Origin of the sequence: Bacillus sp. F2HM (genome assembly GCF_019266135.1) — a bacterium.
GTDB classification, from domain to species: Bacteria; Bacillota; Bacilli; order Bacillales; family Bacillaceae; genus Bacillus; species Bacillus safensis.
In genome coordinates, this window is record NZ_LRMO01000021.1 from 13,733 (window position 1) to 34,788 (window position 21,056).

Sequence of the window (21,056 nt, forward strand, 5' to 3'; positions counted from 1 at the left end):
GAGTTTCCCTCCTAAATAAATCAATGAATTTTCCTTGAATCAAATGCTACGTTCTATTTCAAAACACAGATAAGTCTTCCGGGGCTTATTTGTGGGGTTGAAATACATACCATATGATATCTTATAACTTTCTGCTTCCTGTGTCAAGAACATGTTACACCTGGTTTAGTTGTCATAGAAAACTTCCCATAAATACAGTCCGTGACTAGGCGCAGTCTTGCCTGCCGCTTCGCGATTTCGGGCGGCAAGCATGGCTTTTATCTCCTCAGGGTGAAATTTACCAGAACCGATTTCAAGCAATGTTCCAGCGATAATCCGCACCATGTTGTATAAAAAACCATTCCCTCTCACACGCATTTCAAGCCCGTCTGAGACGTTTTTCCACTCGAGGGCATAAATAACCCTCACCTTGTCCTGAACCTCTGTATTGGCCGCACAAAAGCTTGTAAAGTCATGTGTCCCAATCAGGTGCTCTGCGGCTTCTCTCATTTTATCGATATCCAGCCGGTAAGGATAGTGGCAGGCATACTGTCTCGTGAATACATTTTGGTGTGTTTCCGTTGAGACCTTATAACGGTACTCCTTCGAAACAACACCAAATCTGGCATGAAACGAATCATCGACCTCCTCAGCCTTTAGAACACGGATATCATCCGGCAGCAGGCTGTTGAGGGCAAAAGGCCATCTCTCCATCGGGATCGAGAGCGGGGTCTCAAAATGAATGACCTGCCCCTTTGCATGGACACCGCTGTCTGTCCGGCCGGAAGCCACAATCGGAATCAGTTCATCCTGTTTGTGCATTCTTGCAAGGGCAGCCTCTATCTCCGTCTGAACGGTTCGCTGCCCTGGCTGCACCTGATAGCCTTTAAAATGTGTCCCATCGTAGGATACGGTACATTTGACCTTCATCTAGGAATCACCTAATTTCTAAGCAGCACAAGGAGTGCTGTTAACAGGATGAATAGAAGCAGCGTGAACGTGTCCTTCATGCCCCAGACAAGCTGACGGTATTTCGTCCGTCCTTCTCCCCCGCGGTAGCCTCTCGCTTCCATCGCGGTCGCCAGTTCCTCTGCACGCTTAAACGCACTGACGAAAAGCGGAACAAGCAAAGGAACGATAGCTTTCAGGCGATCCTTTAAAGGTCCGCTTGTAAAATCAACGCCTCGTGCCATTTGTGCCTTCATGATTTTGTCTGTCTCTTCTAATAACGTCGGAATAAACCGAAGAGAGATGGACATCATGAGAGCAAGTTCATGAACAGGCAGTTTGATTTTACGGAACGGGTGCAGCAGCTTCTCCATCCCGTCTGTCACTTCTATAGGCGTTGTGGTTAACGTAAGAAGTGTCGTCATCATAATGAGATAGACAAAACGGAGTGAAATGAAGATTCCCTGCTTTAGACCTTCTTCATAAATATTCAGAAAACCAAAGTGGAATAGCAAGGCGCCATCCTTTGTCATGAAAATATGCAGAATAAAGGTAAACAGGACAATCCATAGGATCGGCTTCATTCCCTTGAGAATAAAGTATAGCGGCACCTGAGAAACCATCACCACAAGGATGGTAAAGACACCTAAAAGCCCGTAAGTGATGTAATTATTAGCAAAAAAGACGATAAAGACGAAAAAGAAAATTGATAACAGCTTTGTCCTTGGATCAAGACGATGGACAAAGGATGAGCCTGGCACATATTTGCCGATAATCATACTATCCATCATGATGTCGTGTCCTCCTGATAAAGAGCTGTTAAGGCTTCTGCCATTTCATCCATGGTCAGAAGCGGCCTTGGAAACGTAATACCAAGCTTTTCTTCTACAGTCTGCTGGAATTTAATCGTTTCCGGGAGGTCGAGACCAAACGAAGACATGTCTGTACGATTGGCAAACAACTCTCTCGGCGTGCCTGTCGCCTTCACTGTTCCTTTATGCATCACAATCATTTGATCCGCATAATGAGCGGCATCCTCCATACTGTGTGTGACCAGGATCGTGGTGAGGTTTGCCTTTTGATGAAGGTCATAGAACATGTCCATAATTTCCTTCCGCCCGCGTGGATCCAGCCCAGCAGTCGGCTCATCAAGCACAAGCACTTCTGGCTCCATCGCTAAAACGCCTGCAATCGCCACACGTCTCATTTGACCGCCGCTTAGTTCAAAGGGAGATCGAGATAATAGAGTTTCAGGAAGACCAACCAGTTTCAGCATCTCCTTCGCCTTCGCTTCTGCCTTCTCTTGAGGAACACCGAAGTTCATTGGACCAAAACAGATATCCTTGAGGATGGTTTCCTCAAAGAGCTGATGCTCAGGAAACTGAAACACGATGCCTACCTTTTTCCGGAGGGGTTTCATATCCTTCTGCTTTTTATTGGCTTGTAAAATTGTCTCCCCAAGCGCAATGCTCCCCTTCGTTGGTTTGAGCAATCCATTTAAATGCTGCAACAATGTAGACTTACCAGAGCCCGTATGACCAATGACAGCGACATAGCTGCCCTCTTTGATGGAAGCATTGACATCATACAAAGCGAGACGCTCAAACGGCGTTTTCATTTGATAACGATGCTCTAATTCTTTGATCGTAATGTCCATAGCTCTTTCACCAATCCTTCTTGTGTCAAATGGGCATTTGCAAGCGGCACACCTTGCTGCTTCAATTGCTTGCTCAATCGATAGGAGAATGGCAGATCAAGTCCAATCTGAACCAGCTGTTCATCTAGTTCAAATACTTCCTCTGGCGTTCCCTCGGCAAATTTCTTCCCACCATTCATCACAATGACGCGGTCTGCCTTGGCAGCCTCGTCTAAATCATGTGTGATGGAAATGACTGTGACCGTTCCTTGTTCCTTCAATAGTCTAACAGTCTCTAACACTTCTTCACGGCCAATCGGATCAAGCATTGATGTTGCTTCATCCAAGATCATGATGTCAGGGCTTGCGGCAAGCACACCTGCAATGGCGACTCTCTGCTTCTGCCCGCCTGATAGATGGTGCGGCTCTTGATCAAGAAACTCCTGCATATTGACCTGTTTGACAGCCCAATCTACACGTTCTATCATCAATTCCCGCTCAACCCCGTTATTTTCTAAACCAAAAGCCACATCATCACGAACCGTTGAGCCCACAAATTGGTTATCTGGGTTTTGAAAGACCATTCCGACCTTTTTGCGAATATCCCAAACACTTTCTTCTTTGAGCTCAATCTCTCCAACCTTGACCGTACCAGCATCCGGTAAAATGAGCCCATTCAGCACACGGGCAAGTGTGGATTTACCTGAACCGTTATGACCAACTATGGCGAGCCATTCATTTTGATTCACATGCAGTGACACTTGATCTAAAGCGGGCTTGTCCGCATCCTTGTGATAACGAAATACAATGTCTTTTACGTCAATTAATGTCTTCCCCATCTCTACCGGACCTCCTCTCAGCTCAACCTCTTCTTTGCTTATTCCTAAAAAAGCCGTAGTACCTAAAAAAGGGCATAGATCCAGTTATGAACTGTCCCGCCCTTTCTTAGATACACGATATGTGATTAAACTAATTCAATGACAGCCATTGGTGCGCCATCGCCGCGACGAGGTCCAAGCTTCATGATACGAGTGTATCCACCTTGGCGATCTTCGTAGCGAGTTGCAACGTCAGCGAATAATTTTTGAAGTGCATCTTGGTTTGTTTCAGCGTTAGCTACTTCATTACGAATGTAAGCTGCAGCTTGACGGCGAGCATGAAGATCTCCGCGTTTGCCAAGAGTGATCATTTTTTCAACTACAGAGCGAAGTTCTTTCGCACGTGTTTCAGTTGTTTCGATGCGTTCGTTGATGATCAAATCAGTCGTTAGGTCACGAAGCATTGCTTTACGTTGTGCACTAGTGCGTCCTAGCTTTCTGTATGCCATGTGATGTCCCCTCCTTAATTAGAGATGCTGTATGAATAAAAAACACACGAAAATCCTAGTTCACAATGAAACTAGTCAATCGTCTTTACGAAGACCCAGTCCAAGTTCTTCTAGTTTCGCTTTCACTTCTTCAAGAGATTTACGTCCAAGGTTACGAACTTTCATCATATCCTCTTCTGTCTTGTTAGCAAGCTCTTGAACAGTGTTAATACCCGCACGCTTCAAACAGTTGTAAGAACGAACAGAAAGATCAAGCTCTTCAATTGTCATTTCAAGCACTTTTTCTTTTTGGTCTTCTTCTTTCTCAACCATGATTTCAGCATGCTGAGCTTCGTCAGTTAACCCAACGAAAATATTCAGGTGTTCAGTTAAAATCTTAGAACCTAGAGCGATCGCTTCTTTCGGTCCTGTGCTTCCATCAGTCCATACATCTAGTGTTAATTTATCATAGTTTGTGATTTGCCCAACACGGGTGTTCTCCACTTGATAAGTCACACGAGATACAGGTGTATAGATTGAGTCGATCGGAATCACACCGATTGGCTGATCGTCTCTTTTGTTTGCATCAGCAGGATTATACCCGCGACCTCTTTGTGCAGTTAAGCGAACACGGAAGCTCGCATTCTTGCCAAGAGTTGCGATGTGAAGATCTGGATTTAAGATTTCAATATCGCTGTCGTGTGTAATATCAGCAGCTGTTACAGTACCTTCATCTTGTACATCAATTTCAAGCGTCTTCTCTTCTTCAGAGTAGATTTTGAGTGCAAGCTTTTTAATGTTTAAGATAATCGTTGTAACATCTTCAACCACGCCTTCGATCGTTGAGAATTCGTGTAAGACACCATCTATCTGGATCGATGTTACAGCTGCACCAGGAAGTGAGGATAAAAGGATACGACGAAGGGAGTTCCCTAAAGTGGTACCATATCCACGCTCAAGTGGCTCTACGACAAACTTGCCATACTTGGCATCGTCGCTGATTTCAACCGTTTCGATTTTTGGTTTTTCAATTTCGATCATCTAATAAAACCCTCCTTCAAAACGTCGAAACCTCGAATAGAATCATATGAGATTCCATCCGAAATTCCTCATTGTTTAGTCCCGTATGTGCTCAGGCAACGAGTCGTGTATTCGTCTCATAAATAACTGTATCATAACCCATTATTGACAGGGACACAAAATCTATACAAACAAATTACACGCGGCGACGTTTTGGTGGACGGCATCCGTTATGAGGAACTGGAGTTACGTCTCTAATTGCAGTAACTTCAAGACCTGCAGCTTGAAGCGCACGAATTGCAGCTTCACGACCAGAACCAGGACCTTTAACAGTTACTTCAAGTGTTTTAAGACCGTGTTCGATAGAACCTTTAGCAGCAGTTTCAGCAGCCATTTGTGCAGCGAAAGGAGTAGATTTACGAGAACCTCTGAATCCTAATGCACCAGCACTTGACCAAGAAATTGCGTTTCCATGAACATCAGTAATCGTTACAATCGTGTTGTTGAAAGTGGAACGGATATGAGCGATTCCAGCTTCAATATTCTTTTTCACGCGACGTTTACGCGTATTTTGTTTACGAGCAGCAGCCATTCTTTAACTACCTCCTTTACTTATTTTTTCTTGTTAGCTACAGTACGACGCGGACCTTTACGAGTACGCGCGTTGTTTTTTGTGTTTTGTCCACGAACAGGAAGTCCTCTACGATGACGGATTCCGCGGTAGCTTCCGATTTCAATTAGACGCTTAATGTTAAGTGAAACTTCACGACGAAGGTCACCTTCTACTTTAAGTTTGTCAATGATATCACGGATTTTACCAAGTTCGTCTTCAGTTAGATCGCGAACGCGAGTGTCTTCAGAAACACCTGCTTCTTTAAGGACTTGTTGCGCAGTCGTACGACCAATTCCAAAAACATATGTTAAAGAAATGACAACACGCTTATCACGTGGAATATCTACACCAGCAATACGAGCCATGATTTGGGCACCTCCTTGTTATTAGCCTTGTTTTTGTTTATGTTTTGGGTTTTCACAGATCACCATTACTTTTCCTTTTCTGCGAATCACTTTACATTTTTCACAGATAGGTTTAACAGATGGTCTCACTTTCATGTGTTTCCAACCTCCTTCTTCCGGAGTTGCTTTATTTGTAACGGTACGTAATTCTACCACGAGTTAAGTCATATGGAGATAATTCTACCGTAACTTTGTCTCCAGGTAAAATGCGAATGAAGTGCATACGGATTTTTCCTGATACATGAGCCAAAACTGTATGGCCATTCTCTAGTTCAACTTTGAACATTGCGTTTGGCAAAGTTTCTGCTACAGTACCTTCCACTTCAATTACATCGTCTTTCGCCATTCAAGTGTTCTCCCTTCTTCAAATCAGTAACTTGCTCTCTGACAAATGTCCAAATGAGAATCTCTCAATTGTTCATCTATCACCCGACCTGTTTTGAATATACTGTTCTGAACTTCCGGAGATACGCAATCATAAAAGGTTATATGATTGATATTTTTTCTTAGGAGAATGAAATTTACGCTTTTCTCCGTCTGCGATTAGTACATGGCAGCCAACGAACATGCCGATGACACCTGTATACTGATCTTGTTCTTTCTTTGGACTATACAGACAACCTGCCCGATTTGGGCCTGAAAGGCTTCAGTGAAGACCTAAATCTTAGTCAGTATATCAAAACCTGTATCTGTAATCGCAATCGTATGCTCAAAATGAGCACACTTTTTCCCATCAACCGTTACAACCGTCCAGTTATCAGCCAATGTTTTCACATATCGGCTGCCTGCGTTCACCATCGGTTCGATGGCCAACACCATTCCAGGTTTTAGCCGCGGGCCTTTGTTGGGCGGACCATAATGAGGAATTTGAGGGTCCTCATGAAGATCCTGTCCGACCCCATGTCCAACATATTCTCTAACAACTGAAAAATTTTCATTTTCAACATACGTTTGTATGGCATGGGAAATGTTCGACAGACGTTCGCCTGGCTTTGCTTCCTGTAAGCCTTTATATAGAGATTCCTCTGTGACTTCCAGTAGTTTGCGGTCTTCATCACTGATTACCCCAACTGGATAAGTCCAAGCAGAGTCACCATGATAGCCATTTAACTTTGCGCCAATATCGATACTAATGATGTCACCATCACGTAAAACCCGTTTACCAGGAATACCGTGAACGAGTTCTTCATTCACCGAAACGCAAATGCTCCCGCGAAAACCATTATACCCTTTAAAAGATGGGATTGCACCCTGCTTTGTAATAAAACGTTCGGCAATTTGATCCAATTCTTTTGTCGAAATACCTGGTTTTATGTGTTTCTTCAGCTCTTCATGAGTCAGTGCGACAATACGTCCAGCTTCTCTCATAATCTCAAGCTCGCGAGGAGTTTTACAGATAATCATTTATTTAATCCTCCAAGCAGGTCCTTGATATCTGCATATACATCGTTAATGTGCTTCGCACCATCAATGTTTGCAAGATATCCTTTTTCTGAATAGAAGTTCAGTAAAGGCTCAGTCTGCTTTAAGTTTACTTCAAGTCTAGTCGAAACGGTTTCTGCATTATCATCTGCACGTTGATAAAGCTCGCCTCCACACTTGTCGCAAACATTTTCTTTCGCAGGTGGATTGAATACTAAATGATATGTTGCTCCGCAATTTTTGCAAATTCTTCGGCCAGTCAGACGCTCCATCAAAGCATCTTTATCGACTTTAATATTAATGACATAATCAATCGTTCTGCCAAGGTCCTTTAGAATTCCTTCTAAAGCTTCAGCCTGAGCGACTGTTCGCGGAAATCCGTCCAGAAGAAAACCTTGTTCACAATCATTTTTGCCAAGTCTTTCTCTAACAATACCGATTGTGACCTCATCAGGAACAAGCTCTCCTTTATCGATAAAGGATTTTGCTTCGAGCCCAAGTTGTGTCTCCTCTTTCATAGCAGCGCGGAACATATCTCCTGTTGAGATATGAGGGATCCCATAATCATCAACAATTCGTTCTGCCTGAGTGCCTTTACCAGCACCCGGAAGCCCCATTAAGACTAAGTTCATTTCGGATTTCCCCTTCCTTACTTAGAGAGGTTGGGCAGCTGCCCAGCCCTCTGTTTTATTTCATAAATCCACGGTAATTTCGTTTCACTAATTGGCTTTCAAGCTGTTTCATTGTTTCAAGTGCAACACCTACAACAATGAGAAGACTTGTGCCGCCAATTTGTGCAGCGGAAGGTAATCCAGCGAATTGAATGAAAAAGATAGGAAGTATTGAAATCACGGCTAAGAAAATGGCGCCCACAAACGTGAGTCGGTACAAAATGCTCGTAATTCTATCTTGAGTCATTTTCCCTGGACGAACTCCCGGGATATAGCCACCCTGCTTTTGCAGATTTTCAGCCATTTGTTCAGGATTGACTTGGACAAAGGCATAAAAATATGTGAAAGCAACAATCAGTGCTACATAAATCGTCATACCGATTGGCTTAGTATAGTCAAAGTTGTTGGTTATCCAAGTTGTCACATTATTGGTTCCGAAGAACGATGCGATCGTCTGCGGAGTAATAATGAAAGAAACGGCAAAGATGACTGGAATCACCCCTGCTGGATTCACTTTCAATGGAAGGTGCGTTGCTTGACTAGCAGACATTTGTGCACGGCCAGTTCCCTTTGAATATTGAATTGCAATCTTTCTCACTGCCATTTGAATGTAAATAACACCGATAACAATGACAAGAATGGCAATGACAATAAGGGCAATTTTAAGGATTTGCATGAACAGCTGTCCATCTCCACCTACAAATTGTTGAGCGTACACTTGTTTTAATGTTTGAGGGATACCAGCGATGATACCGGCAAAGATAATAATCGAAATACCATTACCAACACCGTGAGCAGTAATCTGCTCACCCAGCCACATTAAAAATGCTGTTCCCGCAGTGAGTACGACCGCAATTAAGAGATACGTTGAAACACCAGGGTTTTCAATCAGCATGCCTCCTGCCATATTATTGAATCCATATGACATTCCTAGCGCCTGGATAAATCCTAGAACAATTGTAAAATACCTTGTGAATTGTGCTAATTTTCGGCGGCCAACCTCTCCTTGCTTTGACCACTCAGTAAACTTCGGAACAACATCCATCTGCAAGAGCTGAATGATGATCGAAGCAGTGATATACGGCATAATCCCCATTGCAAGAATGGAGAATTGGAAAAGTGCCCCGCCCCCAAACGTGTTGAGGATTCCGAAAACACTCATTTGATCCTGTGCCTGGAGAACATCGGCGTTCACATTAGGCACAGGGATGAAAGCACCTATACGAAAGACGACTAACATTAAAAGTGTGAATATAATCTTATTCCGTATATCTTTCACGCGCATAAAATTGGAGATTGTCTTAAACAAGTTAGATCACCTCGGCTGTACCGCCAGCAGCTTCAATCGCTTCTTTCGCAGAAGCAGAGAATTTATTGGCTTTTACAGTTAATTTTTTTTCTAATTTACCGTTGCCAAGAATTTTTACTCCTGCTTTTAACTTGCTTATTGCACCAGTCTCTAGAAGAAGTTCAGGAGTTACTTCCGTTCCTTCGTCAAAACTGTTTAATCTGTCTAAGTTGATTACCGCGTAATCTTTACGGTTGATGTTTGTAAAACCACGTTTTGGAAGGCGTTGGAATAAAGGCATCTGACCACCTTCGAAACCAGGGCGTACACCGCCGCCAGAACGAGCGTTTTGACCTTTATGACCTTTACCAGAAGTTTTACCGTTACCTGATCCAATACCACGACCAACACGGTTGCGTACTTTACGTGAACCTTCTGAAGGCTTCAATTCATGAAGTTTCATTTGGGCACCTCCTTATCGATTAAAAATGTTTTATTGTTCTTTAACAGAAACTAAATGAGACACCTTGTTAATCATGCCGCGGATCGCTGCATTGTCTTCATGTACGACTGTTTGGTTTGTTTTCTTAAGACCAAGAGTACGAACAGTGACACGCTGATCTTCAGGGCGACCGATTACACTGCGTTTGAGGGTAATTTCTAATTTATTTGCCATTATTGTTCCCTCCTTATCCTAACAGGTCTTCTACAGATTTTCCACGAAGCTTCGCTACATCTTCAGCACGTTTAAGCTCACTTAAACCTTGAAGTGTTGCGCGGATCATGTTGATCGGTGTATTAGAACCTAGAGATTTAGAAAGGATATCAGCTAGACCAGCAAGCTCAAGTACCGCACGCACTGGGCCTCCAGCGATAACTCCTGTACCTTCTGAAGCAGGCTTCAATAGAACGTTTCCTGCACCGAATCGACCGATGATTTCATGTGGAATTGTAGTTCCAACCATTGGTACTTCAATTAAATTCTTTTTCGCATCTTCAACAGCTTTGCGGATCGCTTCTGGTACTTCTTGTGCTTTACCAGTACCGAAACCTACATGACCGTTTTTGTCACCGACAACAACTAAAGCTGCAAAACGGAAACGACGTCCACCTTTAACAACTTTCGCTACGCGGTTAACCGTAACTAAGCGTTCTTCTAACTCTAATTTGCTTGGGTCAATACGACTCATTCGGATGTGTCCCTCCTTCTTTTATTAAAATTTAAGTCCAGCCTCACGAGCAGCTTCAGCTAGAGCTTTTACACGTCCATGATATAGGTATCCTCCGCGGTCAAATACCACGTTAGAGATTCCTTTTTCAACAGCACGTTTTGCAACAAGTTCGCCAACTTTCGTAGCAGCTGCAGTGTCAGAACTATTCTCGATCTTTAACTCTTTATCAAGAGTAGAAGCACTTACAAGTGTTACACCGTTAACATCATCAATTACTTGAGCGTAGATATTCTTGTTAGAACGGAAAACGTTAAGGCGAGGTCTTTCAGCAGTACCTGAAAGTTTCGCACGAACACGAGCATGTCTTTTAAGACGAGTAGCGTTTTTGCTAGTTTTCGTAATCATCCGAGTCACTCCTTTCTTCACATTAAGCGATCTTACTTACCAGTTTTTCCTTCTTTACGGCGAACGAATTCACCTTCGTAACGAATTCCTTTACCTTTGTAAGGCTCTGGAGCACGGACAGCGCGGATGTTAGAAGCTAGAGCTCCTACACGCTCTTTATCGATACCTTTAATGATTACTTTCGTTTGAGATGGAACTTCGATTTCAACTCCAGCCTCAGGAACGATTTCAACTGGATGAGAGTATCCAACGTTAAGAACAAGTTTGTTTCCAGATTTAGCTGCACGGTAACCGACACCGATAAGTTCTAAACCTCTTTCGAAACCTTTAGATACACCTTCAACCATGTTTGCAATCAAGCTACGTGTTGTACCATGTAATGCACGGTGTTCTTTATTTTCAGACGGACGGCTTACAGTTAAGACGTTGTCCTCAATTTTAATTTCCATATCAGGGTGAAATGCACGAGTTAGTTCACCTTTTGGTCCCTTTACTGTCACTGTGTTATCGTTGTTTGTCACAGTTACTCCTGAAGGGATCTCGATTAGTTTTTTACCTATACGAGACATACCAAGCACCTCCATTCATCTTAAACTTTTTTTACCATACGTAAGCAAGTACTTCTCCACCAGCTTGTTTAGCACGGGCTTCTTTGTCCGATAAAACACCTTGTGATGTAGAAATAATTGCGATTCCAAGTCCGTTAAGTACACGTGGTACTTCATTTGATTTCGCATATACGCGTAAACCAGGTTTACTGATTCTTTTAAGACCAGTGATAACACGTTCGTTGTTTTGACCGTATTTAAGGAACAAACGGATAATTCCTTGTTTGCTGTCTTCGACGTACTCAACGTCACGGATAAAACCTTCACGCTTTAAGATTTCAGCAATTTCTCTTTTGATTTTTGAAGCCGGTACTTCTAGCTTCTCATGACGTACCATGTTCGCATTGCGAATACGAGTCAGCAAATCTGCAATCGGATCTGTCATAACCATTATTTAATAACCTCCTTCCCATTTATGGGGATTACCAGCTGGCTTTTTTAACGCCAGGAATTTGTCCTTTATATGCAAGTTCGCGGAAACAAATACGGCAAAGTTTAAACTTACGAATAACTGAATGTGGACGTCCACAACGTTCGCAGCGAGTATACTCTTGAACTTTAAACTTTTGTTTGCGTTGTTGTTTCGCAATCATAGACTTTTTAGCCACGATTTCGCCTCCCTTTCATTGATTATTTCTGGAACGGCATACCTACTTGAGTTAATAACTCACGTGCTTCTTCGTCCGTATTGGCAGTAGTAACGATAACGATATCCATACCGCGGACCTTTGTTACTTTATCGTAATCAATTTCTGGGAAGATTAACTGTTCTTTAATACCAAGCGTGTAGTTTCCACGACCGTCGAAAGATTTCTTAGAAATCCCGCGGAAGTCACGTACACGTGGTAAAGACACAGAAATAAGTTTATCAAGGAAATCATACATGCGCTCTCCGCGAAGTGTTACTTTCGCACCGATTGGCATTCCTTCACGTAGACGGAATCCAGCAATAGACTTCTTCGCACGAGTAACGACAGGTTTTTGACCAGCGATAAACGTTAATTCTTCAACAGCAGTATCGATTGCTTTAGCGTTTTGAACGGCGTCACCAACACCCATGTTGATCACGATTTTTTCGATTTTTGGCACTTGCATTACTGATTTGTATTCAAACTTAGAAACTAATGCAGGTGTAATTTCTTTTACATACTTTTCTTTAAGGCGGTTCATGAGAAAGACCTCCCTTCCTTATTTACTATTTATCTAGAACTTGCCCAGATTTTTTCGCTACACGGACTTTCTTTCCGTCCTCAACTTTATATCCAACACGTGTCACTTCACCCGTTTTAGGATCAAGCGGCATTACGTTTGATACGTGAATCGGCGCTTCTTGTTCAGAAATTCCGCCTTGAGGGTTAGCTTGGGTTGGTTTAGAGTGTTTTTTCACAAGGTTAATACCTTCTACTAAAACACGTTCCTTTTTAGGGAAAGCAGCAAGGATGACACCTTGTTTACCTTTATCTTTACCAGAGATAACCACTACTTTATCGCCCTTTTTAACATGCATTTAATCGCACCTCCTTGAGTCGCGGATTGTATTCATTAAAGTACTTCTGGTGCTAGAGAAACAATTTTCATATAGTTGTTTTCACGAAGTTCACGTGCTACTGGTCCGAAGATACGAGTTCCACGTGGGCTCTTGTCGTCACGGATGATGACACATGCATTTTCGTCAAAACTGATGTAAGATCCATCGTTTCTGCGAGCTCCGCTCTTAGTACGAACGATAACTGCTTTCACAACTTCACCTTTTTTGACAACGCCTCCAGGTGTTGCTTGTTTAACCGTACAAACAATGACATCACCGATGTTAGCCGTTTTACGTCCAGAGCCACCAAGAACTTTAATCGTTAGTACTTCGCGTGCGCCAGAGTTGTCAGCTACTTTTAAACGAGTCTCCTGTTGAATCATTAATGTTACCTCCTTTCGGAAAAAGAAATCCGAACTTTATTAGATAATAACGGCTTCTTCGACAACTTCAACTAGACGAAAGCGTTTAGTCGCAGATAAAGGACGAGTTTCCATGACCTTTACGATGTCTCCGATTTTTGCTTGGTTGTTTTCATCATGTGCTTTTAACTTTTTAGAGTATCTTACACGTTTTCCATAAAGTGAATGCTTTTTGTATGTTTCAACTACAACAGTGATGGTTTTATCCATTTTGTCAGAAACAACACGACCTTGATACACTTTACGTTGGTTACGTTCGCTCATGTTTGCGGGGCCTCCCCTCTAATTATTATTTATTAGCAGCGATTTCTCTTTGACGAATCACAGTTTTCATGCGTGCGATTGATTTACGCACTTCACGAATGCGAGCAGTATTTTCAAGCTGCCCAGTCGCTAATTGGAAACGAAGATTGAAAAGTTCTTCTTTAAGAGACTTTACTTTTTGTTCAATTTCAGCAGTGGTAAGGTCACGAATTTCATTAGCTTTCATTTGATTCACCACCAATTTCTTCACGTTTTACGAACTTCGTTTTAATTGGCAATTTGTGAGATGCAAGACGAAGAGCTTCACGAGCAACTTCTTCAGACACACCAGAAATTTCAAATAAAACTTTGCCCGGTTTTACTACAGCTACCCATCCTTCTGGAGCACCTTTACCGGAACCCATGCGGACCTCTAGAGGTTTAGCTGTGTATGGCTTAGAAGGGAAAATTTTAATCCAAACTTTACCGCCACGTTTCATGTAACGAGTCATAGCAATACGAGCAGCTTCGATTTGACGGTTTGTGATCCAAGAAGCTTCAAGAGCTTGGATACCGTACTCACCGAAATGTACTTCAGTACCGCCTTTTGCACGACCACGCATTTTTCCACGATGTTCTCTGCGATACTTCACGCGTTTTGGCAATAACATATTATTTTCCTCCTTCCGCAGTATTCTTCTTAGTTGGAAGGACTTCTCCACGATAGATCCATACTTTTACGCCAAGCTTACCATAAGTAGTGTCAGCTTCAGCAGTAGCATAGTCGATGTCAGCACGAAGTGTGTGCAATGGAACAGTACCTTCACTGTAATATTCAGAACGAGCAATATCTGCACCGCCAAGACGACCAGAAACCATTGTTTTGATTCCTTGTGCTCCAGCACGCATTGTGCGTTGGATTGTTTGTTTTTGTGCACGACGGAATGAAATACGGTTTTCAAGTTGACGAGCGATGTTTTCAGCAACTAGCTGAGCATCAAGATCTGCTCTCTTGATTTCAAGAATGTTGATGTGTACACGTTTGCCAGTTAGGCTGTTAAGAGCTTTACGAAGTGCTTCAACTTCAGATCCGCCTTTACCAATTACCATACCTGGTTTAGCCGTGTGGATTGTGATATTTACGCGGTTTGCAGCACGTTCGATTTCTACTTTAGAAACAGACGCGTCAGACAAACGCTTGCTGATGAATTCACGGATTTTCAAGTCTTCATGTAAGAAGTCAGCGTAATCTTTTCCTGCGAACCATTTAGATTCCCAATCACGAATGACGCCAATACGAAGACCTACTGGATTTACCTTTTGACCCACGGATTATCCCTCCTTCTTTTCTGATACAACGATTGTAATGTGGCTAGTACGTTTGTTAATTGCGCTCGCACGACCCATAGCACGTGGACGGAATCTCTTAAGTGTTGGACCTTCGTCAACGAATGCTTGAGTAATCACTAGGCTGTTAGCGTCCAACTCGTAGTTGTGCTCAGCGTTTGCGATAGCAGATTTTAATACTTTTTCAATAATTGGTGAAGCAGCCTTAGGTGTAAGGTTTAAGATAGAAACTGCTTCTCCTACTTGCTTACCTCGGATCAGGTCCATTACTAGACGTGCTTTACGAGGAGCAATACGGACTGTTCTTGCGACAGCTTTAGCTTGCATTTAAAAGCCTCCTCTCATTAGCGTCTTGTTTTTTTATCGTCACTAGCATGACCTTTGTAAGTACGGCTTGGTGCGAATTCGCCCAATTTATGACCTACCATATCTTCAGAAATGAAAACAGGTACATGTTTGCGTCCGTCATAGACAGCGATTGTGTGACCGATGAATTGTGGGAAAATTGTAGAACGACGAGACCAAGTTTTTACGACTTGCTTTTTGTCAGTTTCATTCAATTTCTCGACTTTAGCCATCAAATGATCATCAACAAATGGTCCTTTTTTTAAGCTGCGAGCCATTGTGGAACCTCCCTTCGTGATTGAACTACGGTCCTAAATGAACCGTAGACAACCCCGTTACTTGTTTTTACGACGACGTACAATGAATTTATCAGACTTGTTGGTTTTCTTACGAGTCTTGAATCCAAGAGTCGGTTTACCCCATGGAGACATTGGTGATTTACGTCCGATTGGAGCGCGTCCTTCACCACCACCGTGTGGGTGATCGTTAGGGTTCATTACAGAACCACGAACTGTTGGGCGTACGCCTTTCCAGCGAGAACGTCCAGCTTTACCGATGTTGATTAATTCGTGTTGCTCGTTTCCAACTTGACCGATAGTCGCACGGCAAGCAGAAAGAATCATGCGAACTTCTCCTGAGTTCAAACGTACAAGAACGTATTTACCTTCTTTACCAAGAACTTGAGCAGAAGTACCAGCAGAACGAACTAATTGTCCACCTTTACCTGGTTTTAATTCAATGTTATGCACAACTGTACCAACTGGGATGTTGATAAGTGGAAGAGCATTACCTGGTTTGATGTCAGCTTCTGGACCAGAAGTAACTTCAGTACCAACTTGGATTCCTTTCGGAGCAAGAATGTAACGTTTCTCACCATCTGCATAGTTTACAAGAGCGATGTTAGCTGAACGGTTTGGATCATACTCGATTGTAGCAACGCGTCCAGGTATACCGTCTTTATCACGCTTAAAGTCGATGATACGGTATTGACGTTTATGACCGCCACCTTGATGACGAACAGTCAATCTACCTTGGTTGTTACGTCCGCCTTTTTTGTGTAGCGGTGCAAGCAACGATTTTTCTGGTTTGTCAGTCGTGATTTCAGCAAAATCTGAAGTAGTCATGCCACGACGACCATTACTGGTTGGTTTATACTTTTTAATCGCCATTTTGAATTTCCCTCCTTCTTTTTAAGATTTACGCTTCAAAAATTTCGATTTCTTTGCTGTCAGCAGTTAATTTCACGATCGCTTTTCTGCGACGGCTAGTCATACCAGTGTAGCGTCCAACGCGTTTTGATTTTCCTTTGTAGTTTTGAACGTTGACTTTCTCAACTTTCACTCCAAAGATTTCTTCAACAGCGTCTTTCACTTCTGTTTTGTTAGCTCTGACATCAACTTCGAACGTGTACTTCTTCTCTGTCATTAGATCAGCAGAACGTTCAGTAATGATAGGGCGCTTTAGAACATCACGAGGATCTTTCATTATGCAAGTCCCTCCTCTACTTTTTCAACCGCTGCTTTAGTGATCAGAAGTTTGTCGTGGTTGACAACGTCAAGAACGTTGATACCGTTAGCTTCAACAACTGTTACTCCAGGGATGTTACGAGCAGATAAAGCAACTGTTTCGTTTGCATCCGCAGTGACGATCAACGCTTTCTTCTCAACAGATAATCCTTTAAGGATGCCTGCGAATTCTTTCGTTTTCACTGCATCAAGAGTCAGATCTTCAAGAACGATGATGTTGTTGTCGATTACTTTAGAAGACAATACTGACTTGATAGCCAAGCGGCGAACTTTTTTAGGTAATTTATAAGAATAACTGCGTGGTGTTGGACCGAATACGATACCGCCTCCGCGCCATTGTGGTGAACGGATAGAACCTTGACGAGCACGACCTGTACCCTTCTGTCTCCAAGGCTTACGACCTCCGCCACGTACTTCAGAACGAGTTTTTACTTTGTGAGTTCCTTGACGTAAGGAAGCTCTTTGCATAAGAATAGCATCGAATACTACGCTTTCGTTTGGCTCGATTCCAAACACAGAAGCGTTTAATTCGATTTCACCGTTAGTAGAACCGTTTTGGTTATATAATGCTACTTTTGGCATGACTTGTTTCCTCCTTTCCTAAGAGAGTTATTTAGATTTAACTGCACTCTTTACAGTTACTAGAGATTTTTTAGCTCCTGGTACGTTTCCTTTGATCAATAGAAGATTGCGTTCTGCATCAACTTTAACGATCTCAAGGTTTTGGACAGTGATTTGCTCTCCGCCCATACGACCTGGAAGAAGTTTACCTTTGAATACACGGTTTGGATCAACAGGTCCCATTGAACCAGGACGACGGTGGTAACGTGAACCGTGAGTCATTGGTCCGCGTGATTGTCCGTGGCGTTTGATAGCCCCTTGGAATCCTTTACCTTTTGATGTTCCTGTTACATCTACGATATCTCCATTTGCGAAAATATCAACTTTGACTTCCTGACCAACTTCATACGCATCTAACTCCGCACCGCGTAATTCTTTTACGAAGCGCTTAGGAGCAGTTTCCGCTTTAGCAACGTGGCCTTTCTCTGGTTTGTTAGAAAGCTTTTCACGTTTGTCATCAAAACCGATTTGGATTGCTTCATAGCCATCCGTGTCAACAGTCTTCTTTTGAAGAACAACGTTAGCAGCAGCCTCAACAACAGTTACAGGGATAAGATCACCGTTTTCTGCGAATACTTGCGTCATACCAATTTTTCTACCTAAGATTCCTTTGGTCATTAGTCACACCTCCTATAATATGTGTTTTCTATTTGAATTAAAGTTTGATTTCGATATCTACACCAGATGGTAAATCTAAACGCATAAGTGCATCAACTGTTTGCGGAGTTGGATTCACGATGTCGATTAGACGTTTGTGAGTACGCATCTCGAATTGCTCACGAGAATCTTTGTACTTATGCACCGCACGAAGGATTGTGTAAACTGATTTTTCAGTTGGAAGCGGGATTGGACCAGATACACTAGCACCAGAACGCTTAGCCGTTTCAACAATCTTCTCAGCAGATTGATCAAGAATTCTATGATCATATGCTTTTAAACGAATACGAATTTTTTGTTTTGCCATTATTTTCCCTCCTTTTCGCCTACTTACGTTAGACAGTTCTCCGTGAGAAAAACCTGATCACCTCGCCATGGCAAAGCGGCCGGGTGTGTCAGCAACCTCTCACTTCATCGCAGTCAAAGACCAACATGCACTATTGTACCAAATTGGCCTGCGTGTTGCAATAATAAATCGGATAAATTTATGATTTGCACACTTTTCATATTATACAGGGATTCAGCCTATAAATCAAGCTTTCCCTGAAGATGATGTATAGCAGTCTTTCTTATGATACGTATAAATTCATCTGGCTCTTCGATATGCGGAGAATGTGCAGAGTCTTTAAAGACAAACCATTCTTTGATTGGTGCTTTTAATTGCTCAACATATGGTTTTGATACAGCAGCTGGTGTTATCATGTCGTGATCGCCAATGAGAAAGTAGCACGGTATTAATATAGTAGAAACTCGGTATTGAATACTCTCATTCATTAGCTGATCCCATAACTTGTCTTGACTAAACTTCTGCCCTTTTATGAACTTCCATTTATCTTTCAGCTGATATTGCTTACTAAAAAGAAACCCTTTTAGTATTTGAAAAACCGGCTTCCATCTATGTGTGAGACCTACGCTCGCAAACTCTTTATATAGAGAAAACAAGGCATGAGCTGATGTCCGTTTCCATGGAGGAGGTGTCAGTAATCGCAGACACCCAGTAAACAGCCGATTGCGACGGTATTTCTTCAAAAGGAGCTCGTACGATACGATATCTTCCTTTAACACATCTACTACCTGACTAATCCCATAATAAGCATGATAAAGATCCGGACGCTTATGTACTGCTTGTATGGCAATTAATGATCCCCACGAGTATCCTGCAATATACAATTTTGAATGACCTAGATAAGATAGAAGCTTCTCTGTCAGTTCAATCGTGTCTTCAATAAATTGCTGAATGGTCATCGATGCATCAGGAAGATTCTCTTGATAGGAAAGTCCTGCGCCACGCTGATCCCAATGGACAACTGTAAAGTCCTGATCAAGTTCCTCGAGAAAGGAATCAATATAACTGATTTGAGCCGAGCCGGGCCCTCCGTGTAAAAATAAAAGTACAGGCTTCGTTTCACTCGTCTGGTCTTCTTTCATCATAATCCATTGGTCAATCCCGCCGATCGACCATTTTTTCAAATATGTCTTTGCCATTCCAGCGATCCTCTCGGTTCCATTTAGATTCTATAGCTTATAGTAGCCGTTCTGATCTGGAAAAGCAAAAAAAGAGACCCTTTTGCAAGGAGTCTCTTTTGTATGTTTATTACTTAATGATAGTTGAAACGACACCAGAACCTACAGTACGTCCACCCTCACGGATAGAGAAACGAGTTCCTTCTTCGATAGCGATAGTAGAGATAAGTTCAACTTCCATCTCAGTGTTATCACCAGGCATTACCATTTCAGTACCTTCTGGAAGATGTACGATACCAGTTACGTCAGTTGTACGGAAGTAGAACTGCGGACGGTAGTTAGCGAAGAATGGAGTATGACGTCCACCCTCTTCTTTAGAAAGTACATAAACTTCAGCTTTGAAACGGCTGTGTGGAGTGATTGTACCTGGTTTAGCAAGTACTTGACCACGTTGGATATCTTCACGAGATACACCACGAAGTAGTGCACCGATGTTGTCACCAGCTTCAGCATAGTCAAGAAGTTTACGGAACATTTCAACACCAGTAACAGTTGTTTTACCGTTTTCTTCTTGAAGACCGATGATTTCAACTTCGTCACCGACTTTAACTTGTCCACGCTCAACACGACCAGTAGCAACTGTTCCACGACCAGTGATTGAGAATACGTCCTCAACTGGCATCATGAATGGCTTCTCAGTGTCACGCTCTGGAGTTGGGATGTACTCATCAACCGCATCCATAAGTTCAAAGATTTTTGCTTCGTAATCAGCATCTCCTTCAAGAGCTTTAAGAGCAGAACCTTTGATAACTGGTACATCGTCACCAGGGAAGTCATAGTCAGAAAGAAGGTCACGAACTTCCATTTCAACAAGTTCAAGTAACTCTTCATCGTCAACCATGTCACATTTGTTAAGGAATACTACGATGTATGGTACACCTACGTTACGAGAAAGTAGGATGTGCTCACGTGTTTGTGGCATTGGACCATCAGCAGCAGATACTACTAAGATCGCGCCGTCCATTTGAGCAGCACCAGTGATCATGTTTTTAACATAGTCAGCGTGTCCTGGGCAGTCTACGTGTGCATAGTGACGAGTTTCAGTTTCATACTCAACGTGTGCAGTTGAGATTGTGATTCCACGCTCACGCTCTTCTGGAGCACCATCGATTTGGTCATAAGCCATAGCTGTACCTTTACCAGATTTCTTATGAAGAACTGTTGAGATAGCAGCAGTTAGAGTTGTTTTACCATGGTCAACGTGTCCAATTGTACCAATGTTAGCATGCGATTTGGAACGGTCGAATTTTTCTTTAGCCATTCTAAAAATCCTCCTTAAAGGTTCATTGTATTTGGTATAGAGTGATAGAAAGTGAAGAGTTACCTCTCACTTTCTGATCTTCAATAGTAGTTATACTTTAGTTTAAAGGC

General features: G+C 42.5%; 36 protein-coding genes and 1 pseudogene. All 37 read right to left on the minus strand.

What is annotated here, in order from left to right; all coding sequences use genetic code 11:
* Positions 1–165: 165 nt before the first annotated feature.
* Positions 166–909: a tRNA pseudouridine(38-40) synthase TruA gene (truA, locus tag AWT60_RS13615; protein WP_218677378.1), complete on the minus strand. Its 744-nt coding sequence runs from the start codon at positions 907–909 to the stop codon at positions 166–168.
* 11 nt (positions 910–920) lie between these two features.
* Positions 921–1,718: an energy-coupling factor transporter transmembrane component T family protein gene (locus AWT60_RS13620; protein ID WP_024425607.1), complete on the minus strand. Its 798-nt coding sequence runs from the start codon at positions 1,716–1,718 to the stop codon at positions 921–923.
* Positions 1,715–2,584: an energy-coupling factor ABC transporter ATP-binding protein gene (locus tag AWT60_RS13625; RefSeq protein WP_218677379.1), complete on the minus strand. Its 870-nt coding sequence runs from the start codon at positions 2,582–2,584 to the stop codon at positions 1,715–1,717. The genes AWT60_RS13620 and AWT60_RS13625 overlap by 4 nt, the downstream gene beginning before the upstream one ends.
* A complete protein-coding gene (locus AWT60_RS13630) occupies positions 2,560–3,402 on the minus strand; it encodes an energy-coupling factor ABC transporter ATP-binding protein (protein WP_008356549.1) in 843 nt (280 codons plus the stop codon). The genes AWT60_RS13625 and AWT60_RS13630 overlap by 25 nt, the downstream gene beginning before the upstream one ends.
* A 125-nt stretch (positions 3,403–3,527) precedes the next feature.
* Positions 3,528–3,890 carry a 50S ribosomal protein L17 gene (gene rplQ, locus AWT60_RS13635; RefSeq protein ID WP_003216944.1) on the minus strand — a complete coding sequence of 121 codons (363 nt, stop codon included), beginning with the start codon at positions 3,888–3,890 and terminating at the stop codon, positions 3,528–3,530.
* Positions 3,891–3,965: 75 nt separating this feature from the next.
* Positions 3,966–4,910 carry a DNA-directed RNA polymerase subunit alpha gene (locus AWT60_RS13640; RefSeq protein ID WP_003217009.1) on the minus strand — a complete coding sequence of 315 codons (945 nt, stop codon included), beginning with the start codon at positions 4,908–4,910 and terminating at the stop codon, positions 3,966–3,968.
* 175 nt (positions 4,911–5,085) lie between these two features.
* Complete coding sequence (gene rpsK, locus AWT60_RS13645; protein ID WP_003217231.1) at positions 5,086–5,481, minus strand: 30S ribosomal protein S11; 396 nt, start codon at positions 5,479–5,481, stop codon at positions 5,086–5,088.
* 20 nt (positions 5,482–5,501) lie between these two features.
* Complete coding sequence (gene rpsM, locus AWT60_RS13650; RefSeq protein WP_003217023.1) at positions 5,502–5,867, minus strand: 30S ribosomal protein S13; 366 nt, start codon at positions 5,865–5,867, stop codon at positions 5,502–5,504.
* Positions 5,868–5,888: 21 nt separating this feature from the next.
* Positions 5,889–6,002: a 50S ribosomal protein L36 gene (rpmJ, locus tag AWT60_RS13655; RefSeq protein ID WP_003156543.1), complete on the minus strand. Its 114-nt coding sequence runs from the start codon at positions 6,000–6,002 to the stop codon at positions 5,889–5,891.
* Positions 6,003–6,033: 31 nt separating this feature from the next.
* A complete protein-coding gene (infA, locus tag AWT60_RS13660; RefSeq protein ID WP_003217190.1) occupies positions 6,034–6,252 on the minus strand; it encodes a translation initiation factor IF-1 in 219 nt (72 codons plus the stop codon).
* Positions 6,230–6,536, minus strand: a pseudogene (locus tag AWT60_RS18550) (KOW domain-containing RNA-binding protein). Before AWT60_RS18550 ends, infA begins: the two are co-directional and overlap by 23 nt.
* Positions 6,537–6,563: 27 nt before the next feature.
* Positions 6,564–7,310 (minus strand): type I methionyl aminopeptidase, encoded by a 747-nt coding sequence (gene map / locus AWT60_RS13665; RefSeq protein ID WP_003217210.1) that lies wholly within the window; start codon positions 7,308–7,310, stop codon positions 6,564–6,566.
* Positions 7,307–7,960, minus strand: a complete 654-nt coding sequence (locus AWT60_RS13670; RefSeq protein WP_076839358.1) for an adenylate kinase — start codon at positions 7,958–7,960, stop codon at positions 7,307–7,309. The genes map and AWT60_RS13670 overlap by 4 nt, the downstream gene beginning before the upstream one ends.
* A 55-nt stretch (positions 7,961–8,015) precedes the next feature.
* The gene (gene secY / locus AWT60_RS13675) at positions 8,016–9,308 is read right to left on the minus strand and encodes a preprotein translocase subunit SecY (RefSeq protein WP_024425603.1); all 1,293 of its coding nucleotides are present in this window, start codon (positions 9,306–9,308) and stop codon (positions 8,016–8,018) included.
* A 1-nt stretch (position 9,309) separates the two neighbouring features.
* The gene (gene rplO / locus AWT60_RS13680; RefSeq protein ID WP_003216888.1) at positions 9,310–9,750 is read right to left on the minus strand and encodes a 50S ribosomal protein L15; all 441 of its coding nucleotides are present in this window, start codon (positions 9,748–9,750) and stop codon (positions 9,310–9,312) included.
* A 30-nt stretch (positions 9,751–9,780) separates the two neighbouring features.
* Positions 9,781–9,963, minus strand: a complete 183-nt coding sequence (rpmD, locus tag AWT60_RS13685) for a 50S ribosomal protein L30 (protein WP_003217067.1) — start codon at positions 9,961–9,963, stop codon at positions 9,781–9,783.
* Positions 9,964–9,976: 13 nt separating this feature from the next.
* Positions 9,977–10,477 (minus strand): 30S ribosomal protein S5, encoded by a 501-nt coding sequence (rpsE, locus tag AWT60_RS13690; RefSeq protein ID WP_007496332.1) that lies wholly within the window; start codon positions 10,475–10,477, stop codon positions 9,977–9,979.
* A 24-nt stretch (positions 10,478–10,501) separates the two neighbouring features.
* A complete protein-coding gene (gene rplR / locus AWT60_RS13695) occupies positions 10,502–10,864 on the minus strand; it encodes a 50S ribosomal protein L18 (protein WP_008356544.1) in 363 nt (120 codons plus the stop codon).
* A 32-nt stretch (positions 10,865–10,896) separates the two neighbouring features.
* The gene (gene rplF / locus AWT60_RS13700) at positions 10,897–11,433 is read right to left on the minus strand and encodes a 50S ribosomal protein L6 (RefSeq protein WP_024425602.1); all 537 of its coding nucleotides are present in this window, start codon (positions 11,431–11,433) and stop codon (positions 10,897–10,899) included.
* A 31-nt stretch (positions 11,434–11,464) separates the two neighbouring features.
* On the minus strand, positions 11,465–11,863 hold the full coding sequence (gene rpsH / locus AWT60_RS13705) for a 30S ribosomal protein S8 (RefSeq protein ID WP_007496327.1): 399 nt from the start codon (positions 11,861–11,863) through the stop codon (positions 11,465–11,467).
* 31 nt (positions 11,864–11,894) lie between these two features.
* The gene (rpsN, locus tag AWT60_RS13710; protein WP_008356542.1) at positions 11,895–12,080 is read right to left on the minus strand and encodes a 30S ribosomal protein S14; all 186 of its coding nucleotides are present in this window, start codon (positions 12,078–12,080) and stop codon (positions 11,895–11,897) included.
* 22 nt (positions 12,081–12,102) lie between these two features.
* On the minus strand, positions 12,103–12,642 hold the full coding sequence (gene rplE / locus AWT60_RS13715) for a 50S ribosomal protein L5 (RefSeq protein ID WP_003217159.1): 540 nt from the start codon (positions 12,640–12,642) through the stop codon (positions 12,103–12,105).
* Positions 12,643–12,667: 25 nt separating this feature from the next.
* Entirely contained in the window at positions 12,668–12,979 is a 312-nt protein-coding gene (gene rplX / locus AWT60_RS13720) for a 50S ribosomal protein L24 (protein WP_008356538.1), read from the minus strand.
* A gap of 35 nt (positions 12,980–13,014) precedes the next feature.
* Complete coding sequence (gene rplN, locus AWT60_RS13725) at positions 13,015–13,383, minus strand: 50S ribosomal protein L14 (protein ID WP_003216882.1); 369 nt, start codon at positions 13,381–13,383, stop codon at positions 13,015–13,017.
* Between the two features lie 39 nt (positions 13,384–13,422).
* The gene (gene rpsQ, locus AWT60_RS13730) at positions 13,423–13,686 is read right to left on the minus strand and encodes a 30S ribosomal protein S17 (RefSeq protein ID WP_012008705.1); all 264 of its coding nucleotides are present in this window, start codon (positions 13,684–13,686) and stop codon (positions 13,423–13,425) included.
* 25 nt (positions 13,687–13,711) lie between these two features.
* Positions 13,712–13,912: a 50S ribosomal protein L29 gene (rpmC, locus tag AWT60_RS13735; RefSeq protein WP_003217155.1), complete on the minus strand. Its 201-nt coding sequence runs from the start codon at positions 13,910–13,912 to the stop codon at positions 13,712–13,714.
* Positions 13,902–14,336, minus strand: coding sequence for a 50S ribosomal protein L16 (gene rplP, locus AWT60_RS13740; protein WP_003156478.1), 435 nt, complete (start codon positions 14,334–14,336; stop codon positions 13,902–13,904). The genes rpmC and rplP overlap by 11 nt, the downstream gene beginning before the upstream one ends.
* A 1-nt stretch (position 14,337) precedes the next feature.
* Positions 14,338–14,994: a 30S ribosomal protein S3 gene (rpsC, locus tag AWT60_RS13745; RefSeq protein WP_003217241.1), complete on the minus strand. Its 657-nt coding sequence runs from the start codon at positions 14,992–14,994 to the stop codon at positions 14,338–14,340.
* Positions 14,995–14,997: 3 nt separating this feature from the next.
* Positions 14,998–15,339, minus strand: a complete 342-nt coding sequence (rplV, locus tag AWT60_RS13750) for a 50S ribosomal protein L22 (protein ID WP_007496316.1) — start codon at positions 15,337–15,339, stop codon at positions 14,998–15,000.
* 17 nt (positions 15,340–15,356) lie between these two features.
* On the minus strand, positions 15,357–15,635 hold the full coding sequence (gene rpsS / locus AWT60_RS13755) for a 30S ribosomal protein S19 (RefSeq protein WP_003216920.1): 279 nt from the start codon (positions 15,633–15,635) through the stop codon (positions 15,357–15,359).
* A 57-nt stretch (positions 15,636–15,692) separates the two neighbouring features.
* The gene (gene rplB / locus AWT60_RS13760; RefSeq protein ID WP_024425599.1) at positions 15,693–16,526 is read right to left on the minus strand and encodes a 50S ribosomal protein L2; all 834 of its coding nucleotides are present in this window, start codon (positions 16,524–16,526) and stop codon (positions 15,693–15,695) included.
* 28 nt (positions 16,527–16,554) lie between these two features.
* The gene (rplW, locus tag AWT60_RS13765; RefSeq protein WP_003217016.1) at positions 16,555–16,842 is read right to left on the minus strand and encodes a 50S ribosomal protein L23; all 288 of its coding nucleotides are present in this window, start codon (positions 16,840–16,842) and stop codon (positions 16,555–16,557) included.
* Positions 16,842–17,465: a 50S ribosomal protein L4 gene (gene rplD / locus AWT60_RS13770; RefSeq protein WP_024425598.1), complete on the minus strand. Its 624-nt coding sequence runs from the start codon at positions 17,463–17,465 to the stop codon at positions 16,842–16,844. Before rplD ends, rplW begins: the two co-directional genes overlap by 1 nt.
* A gap of 27 nt (positions 17,466–17,492) precedes the next feature.
* Complete coding sequence (gene rplC / locus AWT60_RS13775; protein WP_024425597.1) at positions 17,493–18,122, minus strand: 50S ribosomal protein L3; 630 nt, start codon at positions 18,120–18,122, stop codon at positions 17,493–17,495.
* Positions 18,123–18,159: 37 nt separating this feature from the next.
* Positions 18,160–18,468 (minus strand): 30S ribosomal protein S10, encoded by a 309-nt coding sequence (gene rpsJ, locus AWT60_RS13780; RefSeq protein WP_003156464.1) that lies wholly within the window; start codon positions 18,466–18,468, stop codon positions 18,160–18,162.
* A gap of 218 nt (positions 18,469–18,686) precedes the next feature.
* The gene (locus AWT60_RS13785; protein ID WP_076839360.1) at positions 18,687–19,646 is read right to left on the minus strand and encodes an alpha/beta fold hydrolase; all 960 of its coding nucleotides are present in this window, start codon (positions 19,644–19,646) and stop codon (positions 18,687–18,689) included.
* A gap of 109 nt (positions 19,647–19,755) precedes the next feature.
* Positions 19,756–20,946, minus strand: coding sequence for an elongation factor Tu (tuf, locus tag AWT60_RS13790; protein ID WP_034283892.1), 1,191 nt, complete (start codon positions 20,944–20,946; stop codon positions 19,756–19,758).
* Positions 20,947–21,056: the final 110 nt, after the last annotated feature.